Raw genomic sequence first — 18,800 nt, forward strand, 5'->3', positions numbered from 1 at the left:
AAGGCCGAATTTGAATTCTTTTCTGAACAAAACCCCCTACTATCTGTTGTCAAGGTTCAGTTTTTAGCTTGGTTATCGCTTTTTCCATTGTAGCTTAAAGCCGTCCTAAAAGGACGGGGTTTTAACCCAAATTTTCGATAAATCGCGTCTTTGCAGATTAGCCACCTGAAAATTGATGTTTGTGCCAATTGCGGGGATGAGCCTTTTTCTGTCAACTCTTGAGGTTGACGCGTTTCATTTTTGAATTGGCACATTCAGTCATCATTGATGGTATAAAAGTAGAATAGAGAGATTATACTGAGTATAGAAAAATTACAGCTTTGTTCCTAAAGATGAAGTGTAACCTAATTTGGTATCGAATCCTGACGACCGGCTCCCCAAAACGAAAACTTTGTACTTCACCATTAAGATAACTGCTATAAGATGAATTTATTAGAAGAAGTTAAGGCAAAAACTAAAGAATTTCGTACCGATAACTATCCTATGTCAATCGGAGAGATTATTAGTCTTTATAATAACAAAGAAATGACAATTAATCCAGATTTTCAAAGATATTTTCGTTGGACAATAGCCCAAAAAAGCCGATTCATAGAATCGATACTATTAGGAATTCCTATTCCCTCTATTTTTGTCTATCAGAGAGAAGAAGATAGTGTTTGGGAATTGGTGGATGGATTACAAAGGATTTCAACAATTTTGGAATTTGTTGGCGATTTAAGAGATGAGGACGATGAAACTAAGAAAAAACCAAAACTGGTGCTTCAAGGTACTAAGTTATTACCTAGCTTAAACGGAGTTATGTGGGAAGGTGCAGAGGAAGGAGAGTATAATTTGCCCCCATCTCTAAAAATAGATTTCAAAAGAGCGAAAATACAGGTTCAGATTATCCAAAAAGAATCGGATAAAAATGCTAAGTTTGAAGTTTTTGATCGTTTAAATACCGGTGGCTCTTTTTTATCTTATCAAGAGGTGCGTAATTGTCTTTTGATTATGCTAGATAAAAGCCTATATAAGTGGTTAGAAGACTTGGCAGAAAATGAGAACTTTAAAAATTGTATTTCCCTATCCGAGCGATTAAGACAAGAACGCTACGACTTGGAACTAATTCTTAAATATTTTGCCCTGTCTTCTCCCACATTTGATCCAAAATCATTGAACAAAAAAGAGGTTAATGAATATTTGACTGACTATCTGATAGAATTATGCAATTCCACCACTTTTGATCGTGTGTTAGAGCAAGAAAAATTCGCTAAAATGTTTTTATTGCTTGATCAAGCGACGAATGAAGATACTTTTACCAAATATGATGGAACAAGATTTAAGGGTAAATTTCTCGATTCTGCTTATGAAGCGATCACCACAGGATTACGAGAAAATATTGATGATTACTCTACTCAAGATATTGAACTGCTAAGAACAAAAATTCAGGAAATGTGGTCAGAATCTGACTTTATTTATAACATCGGTACGGGATCGAGAGCTAGAACTAGAATGCTCAAAATGATTGAATTTGGCAAAAAATATTTTAAAAAGTAATGAGTAAAGATAATAGAACTATCGAAATTCTCCAGAAAAACTTAGATGAAGATATGGCATGGCGAATTAAAGAACTTAGTATTTTAAAAAATAAAATTTCTCCACAAAAAGGAACTGAGCAAGATGTATTAATTAGAGCCGGAATAACCACTCTCTATGCCCATTGGGAAGGTTTTATTAAATATGCAGCAGAATGTTATTTGCAGTTTGTTTCCTTAAAAAAATTAAATTATCATGAACTGGATTACTGTTTCGTTGCCCTTAGTTCTAGAAAATCTATAAATGAGTTAATAAAAACCAATAAATTTAAGTTACAAAAAGAGATGATCAAAAATTTACTTGATAACCTAGAAAATACAGCTTCTATACCCCACGAAAATATTATTAACACCAAATCTAATCTCAATTTTGAAGTTTTCACTGATATCTGTACTATTCTAGGAATTGATGATAGTGATTATCAACTTCGGCAGAAAGCTATTGATGAACAACTTCTCACCCAAAGAAATAAAATTGCTCATGGCAAGTATTTAACTATCGATTATGAAGAATACATCAGTATTTATAATTTAGTAATTGAATTAATCAGAAATTTTAAAGATGATCTATTAAATGCCGCCGTGACAGAACAGTATAAAAAAGTCAAAAGTATATAGGGTTAATACTAAATCCGTTGAGTATGCGCTACATATCAGAACAGGCACTCATGCAAGAGACAAAAGGGGAAATAAATAATCAGTTTTTAATAACCGGATTTAGTATGACTCCATCACTATCAAGAACTGTTCCAATAGTGGCAAGAGACGAAGTGACTAATCGGAGTAACTTGTCTTTTGTCTCTGCCAAATTCTTATCTTCTGTATTGCGCTGTAAACTTTGAGTATTATAAATTTTTTTAATTAATTCTTCACCAGCAGAAAAAACATTACTATCTGAATATTTGGTTGTCCTGGCTTCTTCAAAAAATATATTAATTCCCTCTGACCATTCAGCTTTTAACTCTGAGTCATCTACTTGCTCTAATAGATTATTACTAAGAGATTGAAGTTCTTGAAGCTGCGTTTTGACATGAGGTGCTTTCGCATAAATTCTTCCCCAAGTGGCCAAAAAATCAAAAGTTTGTTCGGCAATTAAAGGGGTTCCGTCCGCAAGACTAACTTTAAAAAAAGCGTCGAGGGCAGGGGCAAGAAGCGCAAAAATTGGTAATTCCCAACTATTGACAGAAGCGGTAAGAACAAGTAGGCTGATTCTAGATGGACTATCAGGGGGAATACTATTGCGAGATAAAATTGACGCAATAAATAACCAAACAACCTCATTGTTAATCTCGCTGTCATTCTGTAGAAGCTTACGTCCCAATACCCCTAAGCCGATTTCTGAAGCTTTGATCGATCCCAGTGCCAACAGATCTGCAAACTCTCTAACATGACTATCCACCCTTCTCAGATTGCCGAAAGCTCTATCAATTTCTTCTCTAGCGTTATCACTATCGCCAGAGTCTAAAAATTGTTGCACTCTTCTAAGCATCGTTGTCATTCTGTTTGGGGCGAAGGGATAAAGGTAAGACCACTGCGAATTTCAATATCTACACGGGCGTTTTTAGTTTTACGTTTAGAATCCTGAAATGGGTGCGGTTGTGCCTCTGGAGTGACACCACCTTGCTCACTAGCATTTGTAACAAAGCGTTCAGCTTTTCTAAACGCTTGTTTCCGTTCCTCTCGTTGACATTCGCTGCATTGCCCTTTAATATTAGCAAGAAATGATAATCCTTCTTTAGCAGTAACAGGATTTTTTCTTGCCCAAGAACAACTGTATCCACCCTCTTGCTGGATATCGTCTCCTTGAGCTTGTACCCTCCCACGATAAGGTTCTGACGAACTCGACATATTAAATGTTCAAATTTATTCATTTAAGACAATTATATAGTAATTATCAGCAAAAATGTCAAAAAAAGCCCAAATACTTGATTAGAATCAATTATCGAAAGTTTAGCTATAAAATTATGTAGAATGCTTTCGACGACGTACTGGGAAATTACCTGACAAAAAAAAGTTGATAGAACCAAAACGGTCTATCAACTCTTAAAGTTATCTATTCAAGAACTAAAAATTAACGTTCCTGAAAGACGATTTTTTTGTCCAGGGAAGGACGGTTATTCGACTTAGAGGGGTACTTACTACCACCACTGCGGGGAGTTTTATTAATCACCGGTTTACTGCTCGTCGGTGCGGGAACTTCCCAATCGGTTTTCATCCACTGGGGACAATTTTGATCGTAGATCATTTGCAGGGCAGCCGCCGCAATCGCTTGGGGATCGTATTCTTCACTTAAATCCCGCACTAAAGGCAAGAAAGAAGCCATACGTTCCCCCGATAAAGCCTCTTTTAGCTGATTTTGCAGCTTGGCCAGGCGTTTTGCTTCCACTTCGGTGCGACTAGGAATGGGACTAGATTCCAGACGTTGACGCAAACGCTGTTCAATCTGACGTAATAAACGCCGATCGATCGGTTCTACTAAAGATATAGCAGTTCCCGTTTTACCAGCGCGGCCGGTGCGGCCAATGCGGTGAATATAGGTTTCGGCATTATCCGGCAGATCATAGTTAATAACGTGGCTGAGATTTTCCACATCTAGACCGCGGGCTGCAATATCCGTAGCTACCACTAATTTAATTTTGCCCTCGCGGAAACGTTGCACCAGTCGTTCCCGTTGCACTTGGCTTAAGTTACCGTGGTATTCATCCACAGTTTGCCCCGCTTCTTGCAGTTTGCTGGTTAATTCGGCCGCGGTTTGCTTGGTGCGGACGAAAATAATCGCCGATTCTAGGGGTTCGATCTCTAACAGGGGTTGCAGGACTTTTAATTTCGTCCAACCGCGAGGGATCATATAAATTTTCTGCTCGATTTTAGCAGGAGCGGCCTGGGGTTGAGAAACCGTCACAGAAATGGGAGATTTCAAGAAATTAGCGATTAAATCGCGGATTTCCCGGGGCATAGTTGCCGAGAAACAGGCGGTTTGACGGGTGGAGGGGGATGCTTGCAGAATTTTCTTAACATCATCGATAAAACCCATACTGAGCATTTCGTCCGCTTCATCGAGGACTACCCAGTTTAGGGATTCGAGATGGAGTTTTTTGCGATCGAGCAGATCAATTACCCGGCCAGGAGTCCCGACCACAATCTGGACACCTTTTTCCAGACTGCGGATCTGACGTTCCATGGATTGACCACCACAGACTGTCAGGATAAAGAGACGACGGTCATCAGAGAAATCTTTGATGGCGCTGGCCACCTGTTGGGCTAATTCCCGGGTGGGGGTGAGGATTAAAGCTTGAACGTTAGGATTTTTGGTGTCCATGCGTTCCAGTAAAGGCAGGGAATAGGCGGCAGTTTTGCCGGTTCCCGTTTGTGACATTCCTACCATGTCATGCCCTTCTAGAAGGAGAGGGATGGCTTTGGTTTGAATTTCCGTGGGGGTGGTGAATCCAAGCGTTTCTAGGTGTTGAAGACGGCTATCGGATAAACCTAAATTGTTGAAACCAGTGGTCATAAGGGTTGTTTTGTGGGAATTAAATAAGAAAAATGGAAAAATTAGACTATTTCGCCGTAGAGATCGTAGGTATCGGCCGCAGTGATTCGGACCTGTACGATCGCACCTAGAATCGCCTCCCCTGTCACATAAACCAAGCCATCCACTTCCGGGGAAAAACGAGCGGAGCGCCCGATTAATTCTCCTGTTTCCGGGTTTTCCTGTTCGATGAGAACATCGACAGTGTGACCTATATAAGCTTGATTTTTGCGCTCCGAGATTGGTTGCTGAGTTAACATCAACCTTTCGCGGCGTTCGTCCATAATTGCCTGTGGCACTGGATTGGGCAGGTCAAAAGCGGCGGTACCTTCTTCGGCGGAGAAGGTAAACACCCCGACGTGATCGAACTCATGACGCTTGACAAATTCCAGCAGATGGCTGAAATGTTCCTCGGTTTCTCCGGGGAAACCGACGATAAAAGTCGTTCGTAAAACCGCGTTCGGGATAGCTTGCTTGATCCGCTCGATAATGCCATCGTTGACTCGTCCTTGCCAGGGACGGTTCATCGCCCGCAGGATGTCGGGATGGGAATGTTGTAGCGGCAAGTCTAGATAGGGTAAAACATTCGGGGTCTCTCGGATCGCCTCGATAACCTTTGGCGTTAACCCGGTCGGATAAGCGTAGTGAACGCGAATCCAAGGTATATCGACTTCTCCCAGCGCTCGCAAGAGTTCCGCTAATTTGGGTTCGCCATATAAGTCTAACCCATAATTGGTTGTTATTTGCGAAATGAGAATTAATTCTTGGACTCCTTGGCTGGCTAATTGTCGCGCTTCGGCCACAATGGACTCGATCGAGCGGGATCTTTGATCACCGCGCAGGTGGGGAATAATACAGAAAGCACAGCGATAGTCGCAGCCTTCGGCCACCCGCAGATAGGCGACTCCTTCGGTAGTGGTGCGATAACGGGGCAGATTTTCGTCGGCGATAAAGGTGGGATCGGCGCTGACTTCTTTGACTCGTTCTCCCGTCTCTACCCGTTCGACAATCTCGACAATTTTCTGATAATCCCCCGTGCCGACAATGGCCACGGCTTCCGGCAATTCCGTCAGGAGTTCATCTTGGAAATGTTGGGCCATACAGCCGGAGATAATAATTTTTTTATTAGCTTCCGCCAGTTCCACGAGGGTGCGAACGGATTCTTCTCTAGCTGCTTGAATGAAACTACAGGTATTAACGATAACGTAATCGGCCAACTCCTCGTCATTATCTACGGGATAGCCGGCCTTGGCCAGCAGTCCTAACATATGCTCGGAGTCGATCCGGTTTTTCTCACAGCCTAGGTGTGAGATGGCGATGGTTGGCTTATTGCCCATGCGATCGAGTATCAACCAAATCCTAAACTTCTCTAATGTTAAGACATTTTAACGGATTCCGGACTTGATAAAATCATTAGCAGTTAAAATAATTTCCCCCCCGTGGAACCGTGGGTAGGCCTTCACCCTGTTAAAATGGGTGAGCGGCGCCTGGTTGGGGACGCTAAGAGTAGTAGACGCTGTGAATTTAATTGCAACTTTCAAGACAAAAAACCCGATTATTGGCGTAGTTCATCTCGCCCCCCTGCCCACTTCCCCCCGTTGGGGTGGTAGTCTCAAGACGGTGATCGAGCGGGCTGAACAGGAGGCGACGGCTTTGGCTGCTGGTGGTGTTGATGGTTTGATTATCGAGAATTTTTTTGATGCCCCCTTTACTAAGCAACAGGTGGATCCCGCCGTGGTTAGTGCCATGACTTTAATTGTTGATCGCATTAAAAATCTGGTGGTCTTACCGATTGGTCTTAATGTTCTCCGCAATGATGCCCATAGTGCCTTAGCGATCGCTACCTGTGTCAATGCCCAATTTATTCGAGTTAATGTGCTAACGGGAGTTATGGCCACCGATCAGGGCATTATTGAGGGTCAAGCCCACGAACTCCTGCGTTATCGGCGCGAATTGGGGTCTGAGGTCAAAATTTTAGCGGATGTTTTGGTTAAACACGCCCGCCCCTTGGGAACCCCTAATCTGACTACGGCAGTGCAAGATACGATCGAACGGGGACTAGCAGACGGGGTGATCCTCTCCGGTTGGTCCACCGGTAGCCCCCCTAGTTTTGAGGATTTGGAACTGGCAGTGGCGGCGGCCAAGGGAACACCGGTTTTTATCGGCAGCGGGGCTGATTTGGACAATATTGGGCGGTTGCTGCCGGCTGCCGATGGGGTGATCGTGGCTAGTTCCCTCAAGCGTCATGGCAAAATTACTGAACCAGTGGATCCGATCCGGGTGTCGCAATTTGTGGAAACGGCCCGGCAGATCAACGATCAAAAGGCAAAAATTGATAATTCGCTGCCTTCTTTGCCTCTGTCCACATAACCCCTTGCTAGAATGGCGGATAGTTTCAGGGGATAGCGATCCTAAGTTTTTAGGAATTGAAAACGTCCTAATTAACACAATATGGTTAGGGAATTTTTCCTTTCAACAAAGTACATTTAGATTTCTCTCCTGACTCCTGACTCCTGACTCCTGAATTCTGCTGTAATTTAATCTAAATAATATTATGCGTCGTCGTTCTGTACCTTGGATTCATCGCTACTCCCGGCCCCTAATTGGGGGCGTTTCGATCGTGGGGGCGATTCTGACCGGCTATTTAACCATTACCAAACTGACGGGAGGGGCTGCAGCCTGTACCGCCGGGGCTAGTGATGGGGCTGGTTGTACTGGTGTGCTTAATAGTCCCTACGCTACGGTGTTCGGGCTGCCCTTGAGTTTGTTCGGTTTTTTGGCCTATATTGCCATGGCGGTTTTTGCCCTCACTCCTCTATTTATTAATGGGGAAACTCAGAAAAATCTCCGCAAAAGTTTAGAAAATAATACTTGGTTATTGCTGTTAGCGGGGGCGACGGCGATGGCGGTATTTAGTGGTTATTTAATGTATATTCTAGCCACGGAATTAAGGGAATTGTGTCCCTACTGCATCACTTCGGCTTTGTTCGCTTTAACTTTATTAATTCTCACAATTGTCGGTCGTGAATGGGAAGGTTTAGGACAAATTATACTGCCGATGGTTGTGGTGGCCATGGTTACTTTGGTGGGAACTTTAGCGGTTTATGCGGGAGTAAATTCCCCGACGGTGACAGGAGGAAAAGAAGAAATTACCCGGCCAATGACAGCTGCTACACCTCCCTACGGTTGGGAAGTAACCACGGTTTCGGGAGAGGCAGAAATCGCCTTAGCTAAACATTTAAAAGCAATTGGTGCGAAAGAATACGGGGCTTTTTGGTGTCCCCACTGTTACGATCAAAAACAGTTATTTGGTAAGGAAGCGGGAGAAATCCTCAAAAAAGAAAGGGTTTATATCGAATGCGATCCCCAAGGGGTTAATGGTAATCCCCAAGCTTGTCGCGATGCCGGAATTAAAGGTTTCCCCACTTGGATTATTAAGGGTCAAGAATATTCGGGAACCCAAAGATTAGAGAAATTAGCGGAGATTTCTGGTTATACCGGCCCGATGAATTTTAAATATACAGTTCCGGGACGTAAGTAGGAAAGAGTTAAAATTTATACTGGAGGCTGAACCTTGTTCAGCCTTTATTGTTGTTTATTAAGTTTAGCTACTTTGATGTATAATAGAGAGGTAGATAGGTTACTAATTATTGGTTATGACTCAGGTAAATCTACAAAAAGCCGCTAATATTCTCGGTGTAACTACCGCAGAAATACTAACATGGCAAAAGAAAAAATTAATCAAAGGTCAGAAAATCAATCAAGTTGATTGGTTATTTGATCTCGAGCAATTAACCAATCTTAAAAATAACCAATCCCCCAGAGAATTGAGAATTTTACAAACTGTTGAGCCAACTAATTACACGGTTATCGAATTATTTGCTGGCTGTGGTGGTATGGCTTTAGGTTTAGAAAATGCGGGACTAAAAACCCAATTACTGGTGGAAATTAACCAAGATTGTGTTAATACTTTAAGACTCAATCGACCGCAATGGAATGTTATAAATCAAGACATAAAAAAGCTTAAATTTTCTGATTTTAGAGACAAAATAGATATTGTAGCTGGAGGTTTTCCCTGCCAACCTTTTAGTTATGCTGGGTTAGGAAAAGGATTAGAAGATTTGAGAGGGAGCTTATTTTTTGAATTTGCTCGTTGTTTACAGGAAGTGCAACCTAAAATCGCTATGGCCGAAAATGTTCGAGGATTATTAAGCAATAAAAAAGGAGAAACCCTGCAATTAATGCTGGAAGCTTTACAGGAAATCGGTTATTATGCTGCTTATCAAGTTTTATCGGCTCAATTTCTCGATGTTCCCCAAAAAAGAGAAAGATTAATTATTATCGCCACCCGTCAAGACCTAAATATTAAACCTATTTTTCCCCAATATAAAAACTATACTATTTCTCTGAAAAAAGCTCTAGAGAATTGTCCAAGTTCTCCAGGAGTAGAATATAAAGAAAGAAAAAAAGAGATTATGTCCTTAGTTCCCGCAGGAGGAAATTGGCGAAATTTGCCGATGGATATTCAAAAAGAATATATGAAAAATAGTCTCAAAAATCACGGCGGACGGACAGGATATGCTAAAAGATTATCTTGGGATGAACCGGCTTTAACTATTACCTGTAGTCCGGCACAAACCCAAACAGAAAGATGTCATCCCCAAGAAACTCGTCCTTTGACTGTGAGAGAATATGCACGAGTGCAGTCCTTTCCCGATGATTGGCAATTTACCGGTAATTTAACCTCTCAATATCGACAGATTGGTAACGCGGTTCCCGTTAATATGGCCTATCATCTTGGTGGCTGTTTAATTAATATGTTGCAAGGGGATTATCTGGGGGAAACACAGCCAAAAACCGAACAGTTAAGCATTCCGGGGTTAGAAGTTAATTAATTTTGACTAAAAGTAAATAGTTTTTACCTAATCAGCAACAGCAGCAGAAAAATTAAGTAGTTATACTAAATCCGTTGAGTAACGCACAGAAAACGGGTTTCTCCGAGAAACCCGTTTTCTACTCATGCACTCATGCAAAAAGGGGAATGAATAATCAGTCTTTAATAACCAGATTTAGTATAACTACTTCTTGCATGAGTTCCTATCCTCAGCCAGAAATTGATTTTGTCCGATTTTACTGTCCGGGATCTGTAGGGTTGATTCATGAATCAACCCTACCCCACCAGAAATTGATTTTGTCCGATTTTACTGTCCGGGGGGAATAACCTCTAATGGAATACTTTCAGTTTCTCCATCTTTAGATGGATTGACATCGGGACTTTGTTCTGCATCTGGAGTTTTTTCCACCGCTTTGGTTTCTGAGGTGGGGGGATTTTCGGGGGGTACTTCTGGACTGGGGTTCTTTTCCGGGATGGGGGTGAATTCCACCGGGGTTTCCCTTTCAGGAGAGGGGGAAACTTCGGGGGAAGGTTCGATATTACGGGTACTTTCCGCGGGAGTTTCTTCTATCCGGGGAGATTCTGGGGTAGTTGCGGGGGTAGTTGCGGGGGTGTCTTCCCTGGTTTTTTGTTCTTCCTGGGGACAGGCTGCCGATTCTAAACCGAGATGACATCGGACTTCCTCCCGTCCCAAAGACACGGCAATTCCCGACACCGACATTAATAAAGCTAGGATGGGTAAGATATTCTTCATAAAATTAGACTTGATTCTACTCCTCGACATCACATTGTCTATTTTAGATAGGATCGAACTGATATTGAGAACCCTTTGGCCCCTCATTGCCGCGATTAGCGCGTACTAGGGGAACTTGATTAAAAATGTTAAAATCCGTGGTGCTTCCCTGCAAGGTGATTCCTCGATTTAAAGTTTCGACTACAGTAGCACGGTCAGAACTTTTAGCGATCGCTTTTCCTAATACTTTCATGGTATCGTAGGCGGTAGCAGTACGCCAACTGACGCGACCGCGCCAACTTTTCAGCGCATCTTTGGCAAAAGGATCCGTTGCTTGGAAACTCCAAGGTACTGCTAAAACTAATCCGTCGATGCTATCGGCTCCTTGAATAAGTATATCGGGTGTATAAAGTTCATTTCCGCCTAATAATAGCATTCCAGACGATTCTTGGGCAATAGCCACGGCTTGATCAATGCGATCGCCATCTTTACTCAAGGCCAAAAATACCACCTTAGCGCCGGCTTGTCTTGCCTGATCTATGGCAGTTTTAGCATTAAAATTGGCTTTAGTTGTGTCTATTTCCTTAACTATCTTGCCTCCTGGTTGCTTTATTGCTTTAGCAAAGGAATCCCTTAATTTTTGACTATAGGGACTATCGGAATTATAAAAAAGAACCACTGACGGAGACTTCTTTTGCTTACTAGCATAATTAGCCAAAGTTTTGGCCACTGCTTCCAGATAACTACCCAAAACTTCCTGAGATTTATCCTTAAGGGGAATAGTTTTCAGGGTTAATTTTCCCGTTTGACTAACACTGGTAGTCAGGGGAGAGAGAATCGCTAATCCTTCTTTTTCGTAACTTTCAATCGCTTTTTGACTAAAAGGATCGATTCCGTGGCCCATAACTGCCAAAACTTGACCGGATTGAATCAGATCATCGGCTATCGCTTTTGATTGTAACCCACCACCATCATTAGCGATGACTATTTCCAAAGGATTACCCGGATTAGAATTATTAAACTCCTCTTGATACCTGGCCACACCTCGGAGAATTTCCTTGGCGCTGTTGGGGTCGTTAGCGATGGGGACAACGACGGCTATAGTATTTTGATTACCTTTTTGTCTAGCTTTGGCGTTATTGTAATAGATTTTGCCCTCCGGGTCGTTTGCTTGGGGAGTGGCTGCTAGTTGGTAAGCTGCGATCGCATTTGCCCAATCTTCCTTTTTAAAGGCCGCTGCGCCTTTTTCTTTGTTAGGAGTGGAATTAAGCAGTATTTTCTCACCTTGGCTAAATAAATCGGGATTTTTAGCCGTATCACTCACAAAAGTTGCCTCGGTTTGCTTGTCTGGGGTTTCTTCCCCGACAACTTGGGGAGTATCGGGTTTGGGAATCAGCATTTGCAATAGACTCCAACCCCCTAAACCTGCGGTTAAAGCGGTAATTATCAAAGCGAAGGGAAGTAACCAGTTAGATTTTTGGCCAACTCTAGTTGTCCCCCCCGGAGACACCACAACCGTGGTTTTAACCGTCGTTGTTACGGGATCCATCGCTTCCCTAGGCAGGCCACAGATAGGACAATCAGGAGTAGTATTTTCGCAGGGTTCATGACCCCCCGCAGTCGCTTGCGGATAAGTTTTACCATCTTTAGGGATACCGTCACATTGCCAAGTAGTCATAATCAGTTATCAGTTATCAGTTATCAGTTATCAGTGGGTAAGTTATCAGTGGGTAAGTTAACAGTTATCAGATGTGAGTTTTTAAGTGAGCAGTATTAAATAGAAGTTTCTTGCCATCTTTTCACTGTTTACTGATCACTGTTTACTGATCACTGTTTGAGGACGTTGTCGTAAGCTTTGGAAATAGAGGCCACCGATAAGCAGTAAAAAGAGGATATAAGCAACAATTTGACTGATATAGAGGTTTTGACGATAACCAAACAGAGATTTAAGGAGGAGTCCGGGGAAAGTGCGATCGCTCAAAATTTGGGAACCGTCCCAAACTTGAAAACCGAGAAGACAAGAGGAGGGGAGAGAAGGACAGAAATTGCGATAAAAAGGGTCAATTTCACTTAAAAGACTGATTCCTGCGTCGATATGTTTCAAAACACCGATGAGTAATCCCGCAACGATTAAGAGGAGGAAAGTCCCCATAATTTGGAAAAAGAGACGGATATTAATTTTTACTCCCCCCGCAAATAGGAGAATTCCCAACAAGGTTGCGACACTTAACCCCGCTATCGCGCCGAGAGTTTGTATCTGCCAATCTTTTTGGAATTGGGCCAGGATAAAGAGGACAGTTTCAAATCCCTCCCGCAAGACAGCGATAAAAACGAGCAGAAAAATCGCTTTTCCTGCCCCATTTTCCGCTTTTAAACCCGCTTTTACCGCATTTTCTACCTCAGATTTCAAAGATTTGGCCTGTTGAGTCATCCAAATTAACATCCAACTCAACATCAAAACGGCAATTAGTCCAAAAGTGGCGGCCAGTAATTCCTTGATCATTGGTACAAATGGACTAGGAGAAGCATCCACTTGCAAAAGGATTCCCCCTAGCAAAACACCGACCAAAACACTAGCGACTACTCCCGCACCAATACCACGATACACCCATGAGTTAAGTTGCGATCGACCGGATTTTTGTAAACAAGCGAGGACAATTCCCACCACTAAAGCGGCCTCGAAACCTTCCCGGAGAGTGATAATAAAAGTGGGTAAAGCGGAACTGAGATTCATAAGCTAGTCGATAAACTCTAGCTTTGATCCTAGCTCAAGCAAAATCCCGCAGCATCTTGCGAATTTCCAGATTGTGTAATTCTTCTTGTCCAATCATACCGCGAGCGAATTCTTCTAGGTAAATACTGGCATCTTCGACGGTTTCTAGGAGTGCTTTGTACAAATCAAGGGATTTTTTCTCATGATTGAGGCTCTCACTCAAGATTGCTTTGATATTATGTTCATAGCTTTCCTCGATGGGGGCAATTTTTAAACTAGGATGACCTTCTAAACCGGTGAGAATTTCCCCAACTTGTTGCGCGTGGGTGAGGGATTCCGTGGCCTGAGTCTGGAAAAATTGGACGATGGGGATGCGATGGGGACCTGTCACCATCAGGGAATAGTGGGTATAACGGACAACTCCCGCTAGTTCAAATTCCATGATTTCGTTCAGTTGTTCGATGGTTTTGTCTCTGTCTAGTTCTCGCATAGGATTCTCAATAATTTTTCTCTAATTGCAATTGTAGCTAATCCAAACCGGCTAAATGAATCTAAAAACCTTGTTGGCTAATATTTTTAGGCTTTTTTGCCATTAAAAAAGTGCCAGATATTGGAGCAACCGGGGGGACATTTTAGGCACTTTTTCCCTGAAAATGCCTAAAATCCCACACCCCACGAAAAACCCTTTCAGCAAACCCTAGGTGCTGCAAAAAGACTTTAGCTGGGGTAATAGCAACTCAAGAGGTCATTAAAGGTTTCATTTTGCCTTAAACCATCGAAAACAAAGTTACTACGCGCTAATTCGCCGCAAATATCTGGTTCTATGTCTAGAGCTTCCCGTAAACAGTTGATCGCTTTTTGTTGTTGACCGAGAGCGGCATAACAGCAGGCGGCATTATACCACGCATAGCGATCATCTCGATCGATTTTTAACGATTCTTCATAACAGGCGATCGCTTCTGTTAAACGCTGTAATTCCTGTAGGATCACACCCTGTTGATACCAGGACCAGTAATCTTGCGGTCGGATATCGAGGGCGGTACGATAATTAAATAAAGCCTCTTGGGGATTGCCCCAATCCCGGAAAGCGTCGCCGCGACGATACCAGGCCCAATAATCCCGGGGTCGCGCTCCCAAGGCCAGATCGTAGGAAGTAATAGCGCGTTCGTAATTTTTCAGCAATCGATAGGCCTCCCCTTGCCGGTAGGCCGCCCAATAGTCCCCCGGACTATGACTTAGGGCCCGTTGAAAACAAGCGATCGCTTTTTCGTAGTCCTTTAATTCCTGTAGATAAACACAACCTTGATCGTACCAAGCCCAATAGTTATCGGCCTTTACCTGTGCGGCGTTAGCGTAACTTTCAGCCGCTTCTTCATACATTCCCAAGTCTTCTAGTATCATACCCCTTTTGTACCATGCCCAATAATCATCTGGATAATATTCTAAGGCTTTTTCGTAGCTGATTAAGGCTCCAAAATAGTCCATTCTTTCTTTTAAAATATTGCCTTGGTCATACCAATCCCGATAGGTATCCGGACGGCATTCGAGCGCTCGATAGACAGTGAGTAGATAGTTCATAGTTATTAATCTTTAACGGAGGCAGGAGTCGGTCGTCAGGAGGCAGGAGAATTAAGAATGAGCATTAATTAGGGCTGGCTGAATAAATGTGAAATGTAGGCAAGGTAAGGGTTTTGTGGCTTTACGAGCGAAACAGGTGCCAGATTTTGAGAGAATCATGCTTCAAAACCTTGTGTCTTCATCGGCCCGCGTCCTGTAGGGGCGAAGCATTCGGGCAATAACCTATCGGTGAAACCGTAGATTTTCTATCCGAATGCTTCGCCCCTACTTTTTGCCGCAAACCCTAATTAGAGCCGTCAGTCTTATCAGTTATCAGTTACCAGTTATCACTGGGGGTGTTCAGTGAGCAGTGGCGGAAACGGCGATCGCAATTGATCGCCATTCCTAGTTATACTTTTAGAACAGATTCAGATCCGTTAAAGCGCCGAGACTGCTAGAGGAGACTAACTTGGCGAATTTGCCGAGAATTCCCGTTTTATAGCGTGGGGGCCGCGGTTGCCAATGGTTACGACGACGGGTTAATTCTTCCTCCGATACATTTAACTGCAAGAGACGCTGACGAGCATCAATAGTGATTTGATCCCCCTCCTCTACCAGAGCAATTGTACCACCCACCGCCGCTTCCGGAGCAACGTGACCGACCACCATGCCATAGGTTCCCCCGGAAAAACGACCATCGGTAATTAATCCCACGGAATCCCCTAAACCGGCGCCGATAATTGCCGAAGTGGGGGCTAACATTTCCCGCATACCCGGTCCGCCTACTGGTCCCTCGTAACGGACAACCACCACATCCCCGGCTTGAATTTTTCCAGCTAAAATTGCCTCTAAACAGGTTTCTTCCGACTCAAACACCCGCGCAGGTCCGGTGATGACTGGAGTTTTCACGCCGCTAATTTTAGCCACGGCCCCCTCTGTGGCCAGATTTCCTTTTAAAATGGCTAAATGACCCTCTTTATAGACAGGATTGCTAAAAGGACGGATAACGTCTTGGCCTGAGGGCGGTTGGTCGGGAATATCGGCTAAAATCTCGGCGATAGTCTGACCGCTAATGGTGAGGGCATCCCCGTGTAGTAAACCATTAACCAGGAGAATTTTCATCACTTGGGGAATACCGCCGGCTTTATGCAGATCCACGGTAACGTAACGCCCGGAGGGTTTAAGGTCGCAGATAACCGGTACACGCTGGCGGATGGTTTCAAAATCATCGATCGATAATTCTACCCCGATGGTGCGGGAAATGGCTAAAAGGTGCAGGACAGCGTTAGTGGAACCTCCCACCGCCATAATTACCGAAATAGCGTTTTCAAAGGCTTTACGGGTCAAAATTTGGCTAGGGAGAATCTGTTTTCTAACCGCCTCGACCAAAACCTTGGCCGATTCTTCGGTACTATCGGCTTTTTCCGCATCTTCGGCGGCCATGGTCGAGGAGTAGGGTAAACTCATCCCCATGGCTTCAAAAATGGAAGACATGGTATTAGCAGTAAACATTCCACCACAGGAACCGGCCCCGGGGCAAGCGTTGCGTTCAATTCCGATAAGGTCTTCTTCACTGATTTTACCGGCGCTGTACTGTCCCACGGCTTCAAAGGAACTGACCACGGTTAAATCGCAATCTTTGTAGCGCCCCGGTTTAATCGTGCCACCATAGACGAAAATAGCGGGAATATTCATCCGGGCCATGGCAATCATTGCCCCCGGCATATTTTTGTCACAACCCCCGATAGCGAGGACTCCATCGAGACTTTGACCATTACAGACGGTTTCAATGGAATCGGCGATTACTTCCCTAGAAACGAGAGAATATTTCATCCCTTCTGTTCCCATGGAAATCCCGTCGCTAATGGTGATAGTCCCGAAAAGTTGCGGCATTCCCCCCGCTAATCTCGTGGCTGCTTCGGCACGCATTGCTAAATCATTAATTCCCATGTTACAGGGGGTAATGGTGCTAAATCCGTTAGCGATGCCGATGATTGGTTTGCTAAAGTCCTCATCCCCAAAACCTACCGCTCTTAACATGGCCCGATTCGGACTGCGTTGGGTACCTTGGGTAACAATGCGACTTCTGTAGTTATCTGCCATAACTTTATCTTTCTCCAATGGCGGCTGATGTGTGCGATCGCTGCTCAAGTTCTCTAATCGCACCTTTATTTCTATTTTCTGACTTTTGGCCGCTCTGAGCAGGTTTTAGGACAGCCCATCTCTAAAGAAAATATAAAACTGTGGGAGTAATGAACTATTCCCCACCGCTTCGCCAAGGGGCGAGTTTCTGACGCTTCTTTGTCGATGGTGGTTGGTGCGGACGGTAATGATTTGGTAGTAGTGGCGTAGCCCTCTTGCTTGAAGTGTGTAAAATATTTGTAATAAAAACAATTGGCTCAAATCAGTTTTTAATGAAGCGGTGTTATCATTTTAGCATACTTAACTCAGATAAACCCTAAAGGCTCTCCTAGAGTAGTTATGTAAAAATAGTAACAATCAAGGAAGATATTGAGACTTAAAGTTATCTCAAAAAATAGTTAGAATCCTTGGTTTGACAAGAAGATAGAAACTGTTATAGGCTAAAAGACATAGCTCAAGCCGAGTCTAAACTTAACATTTTATTATATAGGAAGGGGTTATGCTGTCACTTCACTGGCAAAATTGAGATGCTTCCAGAAAATATTTAAGGTAAAATTAGATAGACTATCTCCAAAACTTAATTAACAATTAGGAAACTAAGTCAATGCTACAATCAGTTAAAGGCATTTATAGACAAGGAAAGATCGAGCTTTTAGAAACTCCCAATAACCTAGAAGAAAGTTCAGTTATTATCACATTTTTAGAAGATAAACCAATCCAAAAATATCCCAAATTAATGTGCTTTGGAATGTTCACGGGGGATTATCAATCTACAGAAGAAGATTTTTCATTCGCCGAATTTCAGGGCGATGCAGATGACCACTTAGATTGGTCTTAAACCGATGAAATATGTGCTGGATACTCACGCCTTAATTTGGTTTTTAGAAGGGAATCCCCGATTGGGAAAAAATGCCAAAACGATCCTTTCTGACCCGAACAGTGAATTAGTTTTACCGGCTATTGTTTTAGCTGAAGCGGCTTGGATTGTTGAGCGAGGCAGAACATCAATCCCTTCGGTTTTAGAATTATTTAGGGTTTGCTGAATAAATCTAAAAACCTTGTTGGATAGGGTTTTTAGACTTGTTTTCCCTCAAAAAGTGCCGACCTTTGGAGTGATTGGGGGGAAAATTCAGGTACTTTTTCCCTGAAAATTAGGTAATTGGCCACCTCAAAACCGGTAAAACCCCACACCCTACCCCCAGGAAAAACTTTTTCAGCAGACCCTAAGTAGTCGTGAAAAGCTTAACATGAGCAGGCGTTGGGTTTCATGTTTCAAACCAACCTACGTTCTTTATAGAGTTTGTCAGCGAAACGTTTTTTTTCTTAAAGTCCAGAAAAAGGGTTTCTCCGAGAAACCCTTTTTCTAGGTGACTTAGAAGGAGAGCTTAGACACTTAGATAAAGAAATTACCCACTGGAATGCTCCCTAAAGCTGGTAAAGTCCCAGTAAATCCAGTGATATTTACTAATAAATCATTGCTGGATTGGAAGCCAGCCGTGCTATCATTAATAACGAGATAAGTTCCAGCGATCGCACCGGTTGTTACCTGCACTAAGGCGGCACTATTAACCCCTAATCCTTGATTACCTGTAGTCGCTCCATTGGCATCAGTAAATACCTGATTGACTAAATTCTGTAAAGTGGTGACAGTGCTATTA

At 43.2% G+C, this 18,800-nt stretch carries 18 protein-coding genes; 7 read left to right on the top strand and 11 right to left on the bottom strand.

Going from position 1 to position 18,800, the window contains the following annotated elements:
- The first annotated feature begins 423 nt into the window (after nucleotides 1-423).
- Nucleotides 424-1,536, top strand: coding sequence for a DUF262 domain-containing protein (locus IM509_RS04045; protein ID WP_052277779.1), 1,113 nt, complete (start codon nucleotides 424-426; stop codon nucleotides 1,534-1,536).
- Nucleotides 1,536-2,192 (top strand): MAE_28990/MAE_18760 family HEPN-like nuclease, encoded by a 657-nt coding sequence (locus IM509_RS04050; protein ID WP_052277778.1) that lies wholly within the window; start codon nucleotides 1,536-1,538, stop codon nucleotides 2,190-2,192. The genes IM509_RS04045 and IM509_RS04050 overlap by 1 nt, the downstream gene beginning before the upstream one ends.
- A gap of 79 nt (nucleotides 2,193-2,271) precedes the next feature.
- Here the strand turns inward: IM509_RS04050 and IM509_RS04055 are convergent, their stop codons facing one another.
- The 4 genes from IM509_RS04055 to rimO form a co-directional block, all read right to left on the bottom strand.
- Entirely contained in the window at nucleotides 2,272-3,051 is a 780-nt protein-coding gene (locus IM509_RS04055) for a hypothetical protein (RefSeq protein WP_272079397.1), read from the bottom strand.
- A gap of 17 nt (nucleotides 3,052-3,068) precedes the next feature.
- Nucleotides 3,069-3,422, bottom strand: coding sequence for a hypothetical protein (locus IM509_RS04060; protein WP_185238025.1), 354 nt, complete (start codon nucleotides 3,420-3,422; stop codon nucleotides 3,069-3,071).
- A 223-nt stretch (nucleotides 3,423-3,645) separates the two neighbouring features.
- Nucleotides 3,646-5,085 (bottom strand): DEAD/DEAH box helicase, encoded by a 1,440-nt coding sequence (locus IM509_RS04065; protein WP_052277776.1) that lies wholly within the window; start codon nucleotides 5,083-5,085, stop codon nucleotides 3,646-3,648.
- Between the two features lie 41 nt (nucleotides 5,086-5,126).
- Nucleotides 5,127-6,440, bottom strand: a complete 1,314-nt coding sequence (gene rimO, locus IM509_RS04070; protein WP_052277775.1) for a 30S ribosomal protein S12 methylthiotransferase RimO — start codon at nucleotides 6,438-6,440, stop codon at nucleotides 5,127-5,129.
- Nucleotides 6,441-6,621: 181 nt separating this feature from the next.
- On the opposite strand from rimO, the gene btpA reads away from it, so the two are divergent.
- From btpA to IM509_RS04085, 3 genes are all read left to right on the top strand, one after another.
- Nucleotides 6,622-7,473 (top strand): photosystem I biogenesis protein BtpA, encoded by an 852-nt coding sequence (btpA, locus tag IM509_RS04075; protein WP_052277774.1) that lies wholly within the window; start codon nucleotides 6,622-6,624, stop codon nucleotides 7,471-7,473.
- 184 nt (nucleotides 7,474-7,657) lie between these two features.
- Entirely contained in the window at nucleotides 7,658-8,644 is a 987-nt protein-coding gene (locus tag IM509_RS04080) for a vitamin K epoxide reductase family protein (RefSeq protein ID WP_185238026.1), read from the top strand.
- Nucleotides 8,645-8,759: 115 nt separating this feature from the next.
- Complete coding sequence (locus tag IM509_RS04085; RefSeq protein ID WP_185238027.1) at nucleotides 8,760-9,998, top strand: DNA cytosine methyltransferase; 1,239 nt, start codon at nucleotides 8,760-8,762, stop codon at nucleotides 9,996-9,998.
- 306 nt (nucleotides 9,999-10,304) lie between these two features.
- On the opposite strand, the gene IM509_RS04090 is transcribed toward IM509_RS04085, so the two are convergent.
- The 6 genes from IM509_RS04090 to ilvD all read right to left on the bottom strand — a co-directional run bounded on the left by IM509_RS04090 (nucleotide 10,305) and on the right by ilvD (nucleotide 17,103).
- On the bottom strand, nucleotides 10,305-10,751 hold the full coding sequence (locus IM509_RS04090; RefSeq protein WP_052277770.1) for a hypothetical protein: 447 nt from the start codon (nucleotides 10,749-10,751) through the stop codon (nucleotides 10,305-10,307).
- 43 nt (nucleotides 10,752-10,794) lie between these two features.
- A complete protein-coding gene (locus IM509_RS04095) occupies nucleotides 10,795-12,408 on the bottom strand; it encodes an ABC transporter substrate-binding protein (RefSeq protein WP_185238028.1) in 1,614 nt (537 codons plus the stop codon).
- Nucleotides 12,409-12,543: 135 nt separating this feature from the next.
- Nucleotides 12,544-13,464: an FTR1 family iron permease gene (locus tag IM509_RS04100; protein ID WP_072927038.1), complete on the bottom strand. Its 921-nt coding sequence runs from the start codon at nucleotides 13,462-13,464 to the stop codon at nucleotides 12,544-12,546.
- A gap of 34 nt (nucleotides 13,465-13,498) precedes the next feature.
- Nucleotides 13,499-13,933 carry a ferritin-like domain-containing protein gene (locus IM509_RS04105; protein ID WP_002731529.1) on the bottom strand — a complete coding sequence of 145 codons (435 nt, stop codon included), beginning with the start codon at nucleotides 13,931-13,933 and terminating at the stop codon, nucleotides 13,499-13,501.
- 227 nt (nucleotides 13,934-14,160) lie between these two features.
- On the bottom strand, nucleotides 14,161-15,021 hold the full coding sequence (locus IM509_RS04110; protein ID WP_072927040.1) for a tetratricopeptide repeat protein: 861 nt from the start codon (nucleotides 15,019-15,021) through the stop codon (nucleotides 14,161-14,163).
- Nucleotides 15,022-15,417: 396 nt separating this feature from the next.
- Nucleotides 15,418-17,103: a dihydroxy-acid dehydratase gene (gene ilvD, locus IM509_RS04115; protein WP_185238029.1), complete on the bottom strand. Its 1,686-nt coding sequence runs from the start codon at nucleotides 17,101-17,103 to the stop codon at nucleotides 15,418-15,420.
- A gap of 643 nt (nucleotides 17,104-17,746) precedes the next feature.
- On the opposite strand from ilvD, the gene IM509_RS04120 reads away from it, so the two are divergent.
- A complete protein-coding gene (locus IM509_RS04120) occupies nucleotides 17,747-17,980 on the top strand; it encodes a hypothetical protein (RefSeq protein ID WP_002763254.1) in 234 nt (77 codons plus the stop codon).
- A 4-nt stretch (nucleotides 17,981-17,984) separates the two neighbouring features.
- On the top strand, nucleotides 17,985-18,185 hold the full coding sequence (locus IM509_RS04125; RefSeq protein ID WP_002763255.1) for a type II toxin-antitoxin system VapC family toxin: 201 nt from the start codon (nucleotides 17,985-17,987) through the stop codon (nucleotides 18,183-18,185).
- A 350-nt stretch (nucleotides 18,186-18,535) separates the two neighbouring features.
- On the opposite strand, the gene IM509_RS04130 is transcribed toward IM509_RS04125, so the two are convergent.
- Nucleotides 18,536-18,800 (bottom strand): bluetail domain-containing putative surface protein (locus IM509_RS04130; protein WP_287716452.1); only part of this gene is annotated, 265 nt, incomplete at its 5' end.

The sequence above is a fragment of the Microcystis sp. M31BS1 genome, from assembly GCF_020245285.1.
GTDB lineage: Bacteria > Cyanobacteriota > Cyanobacteriia > Cyanobacteriales > Microcystaceae > Microcystis > Microcystis panniformis.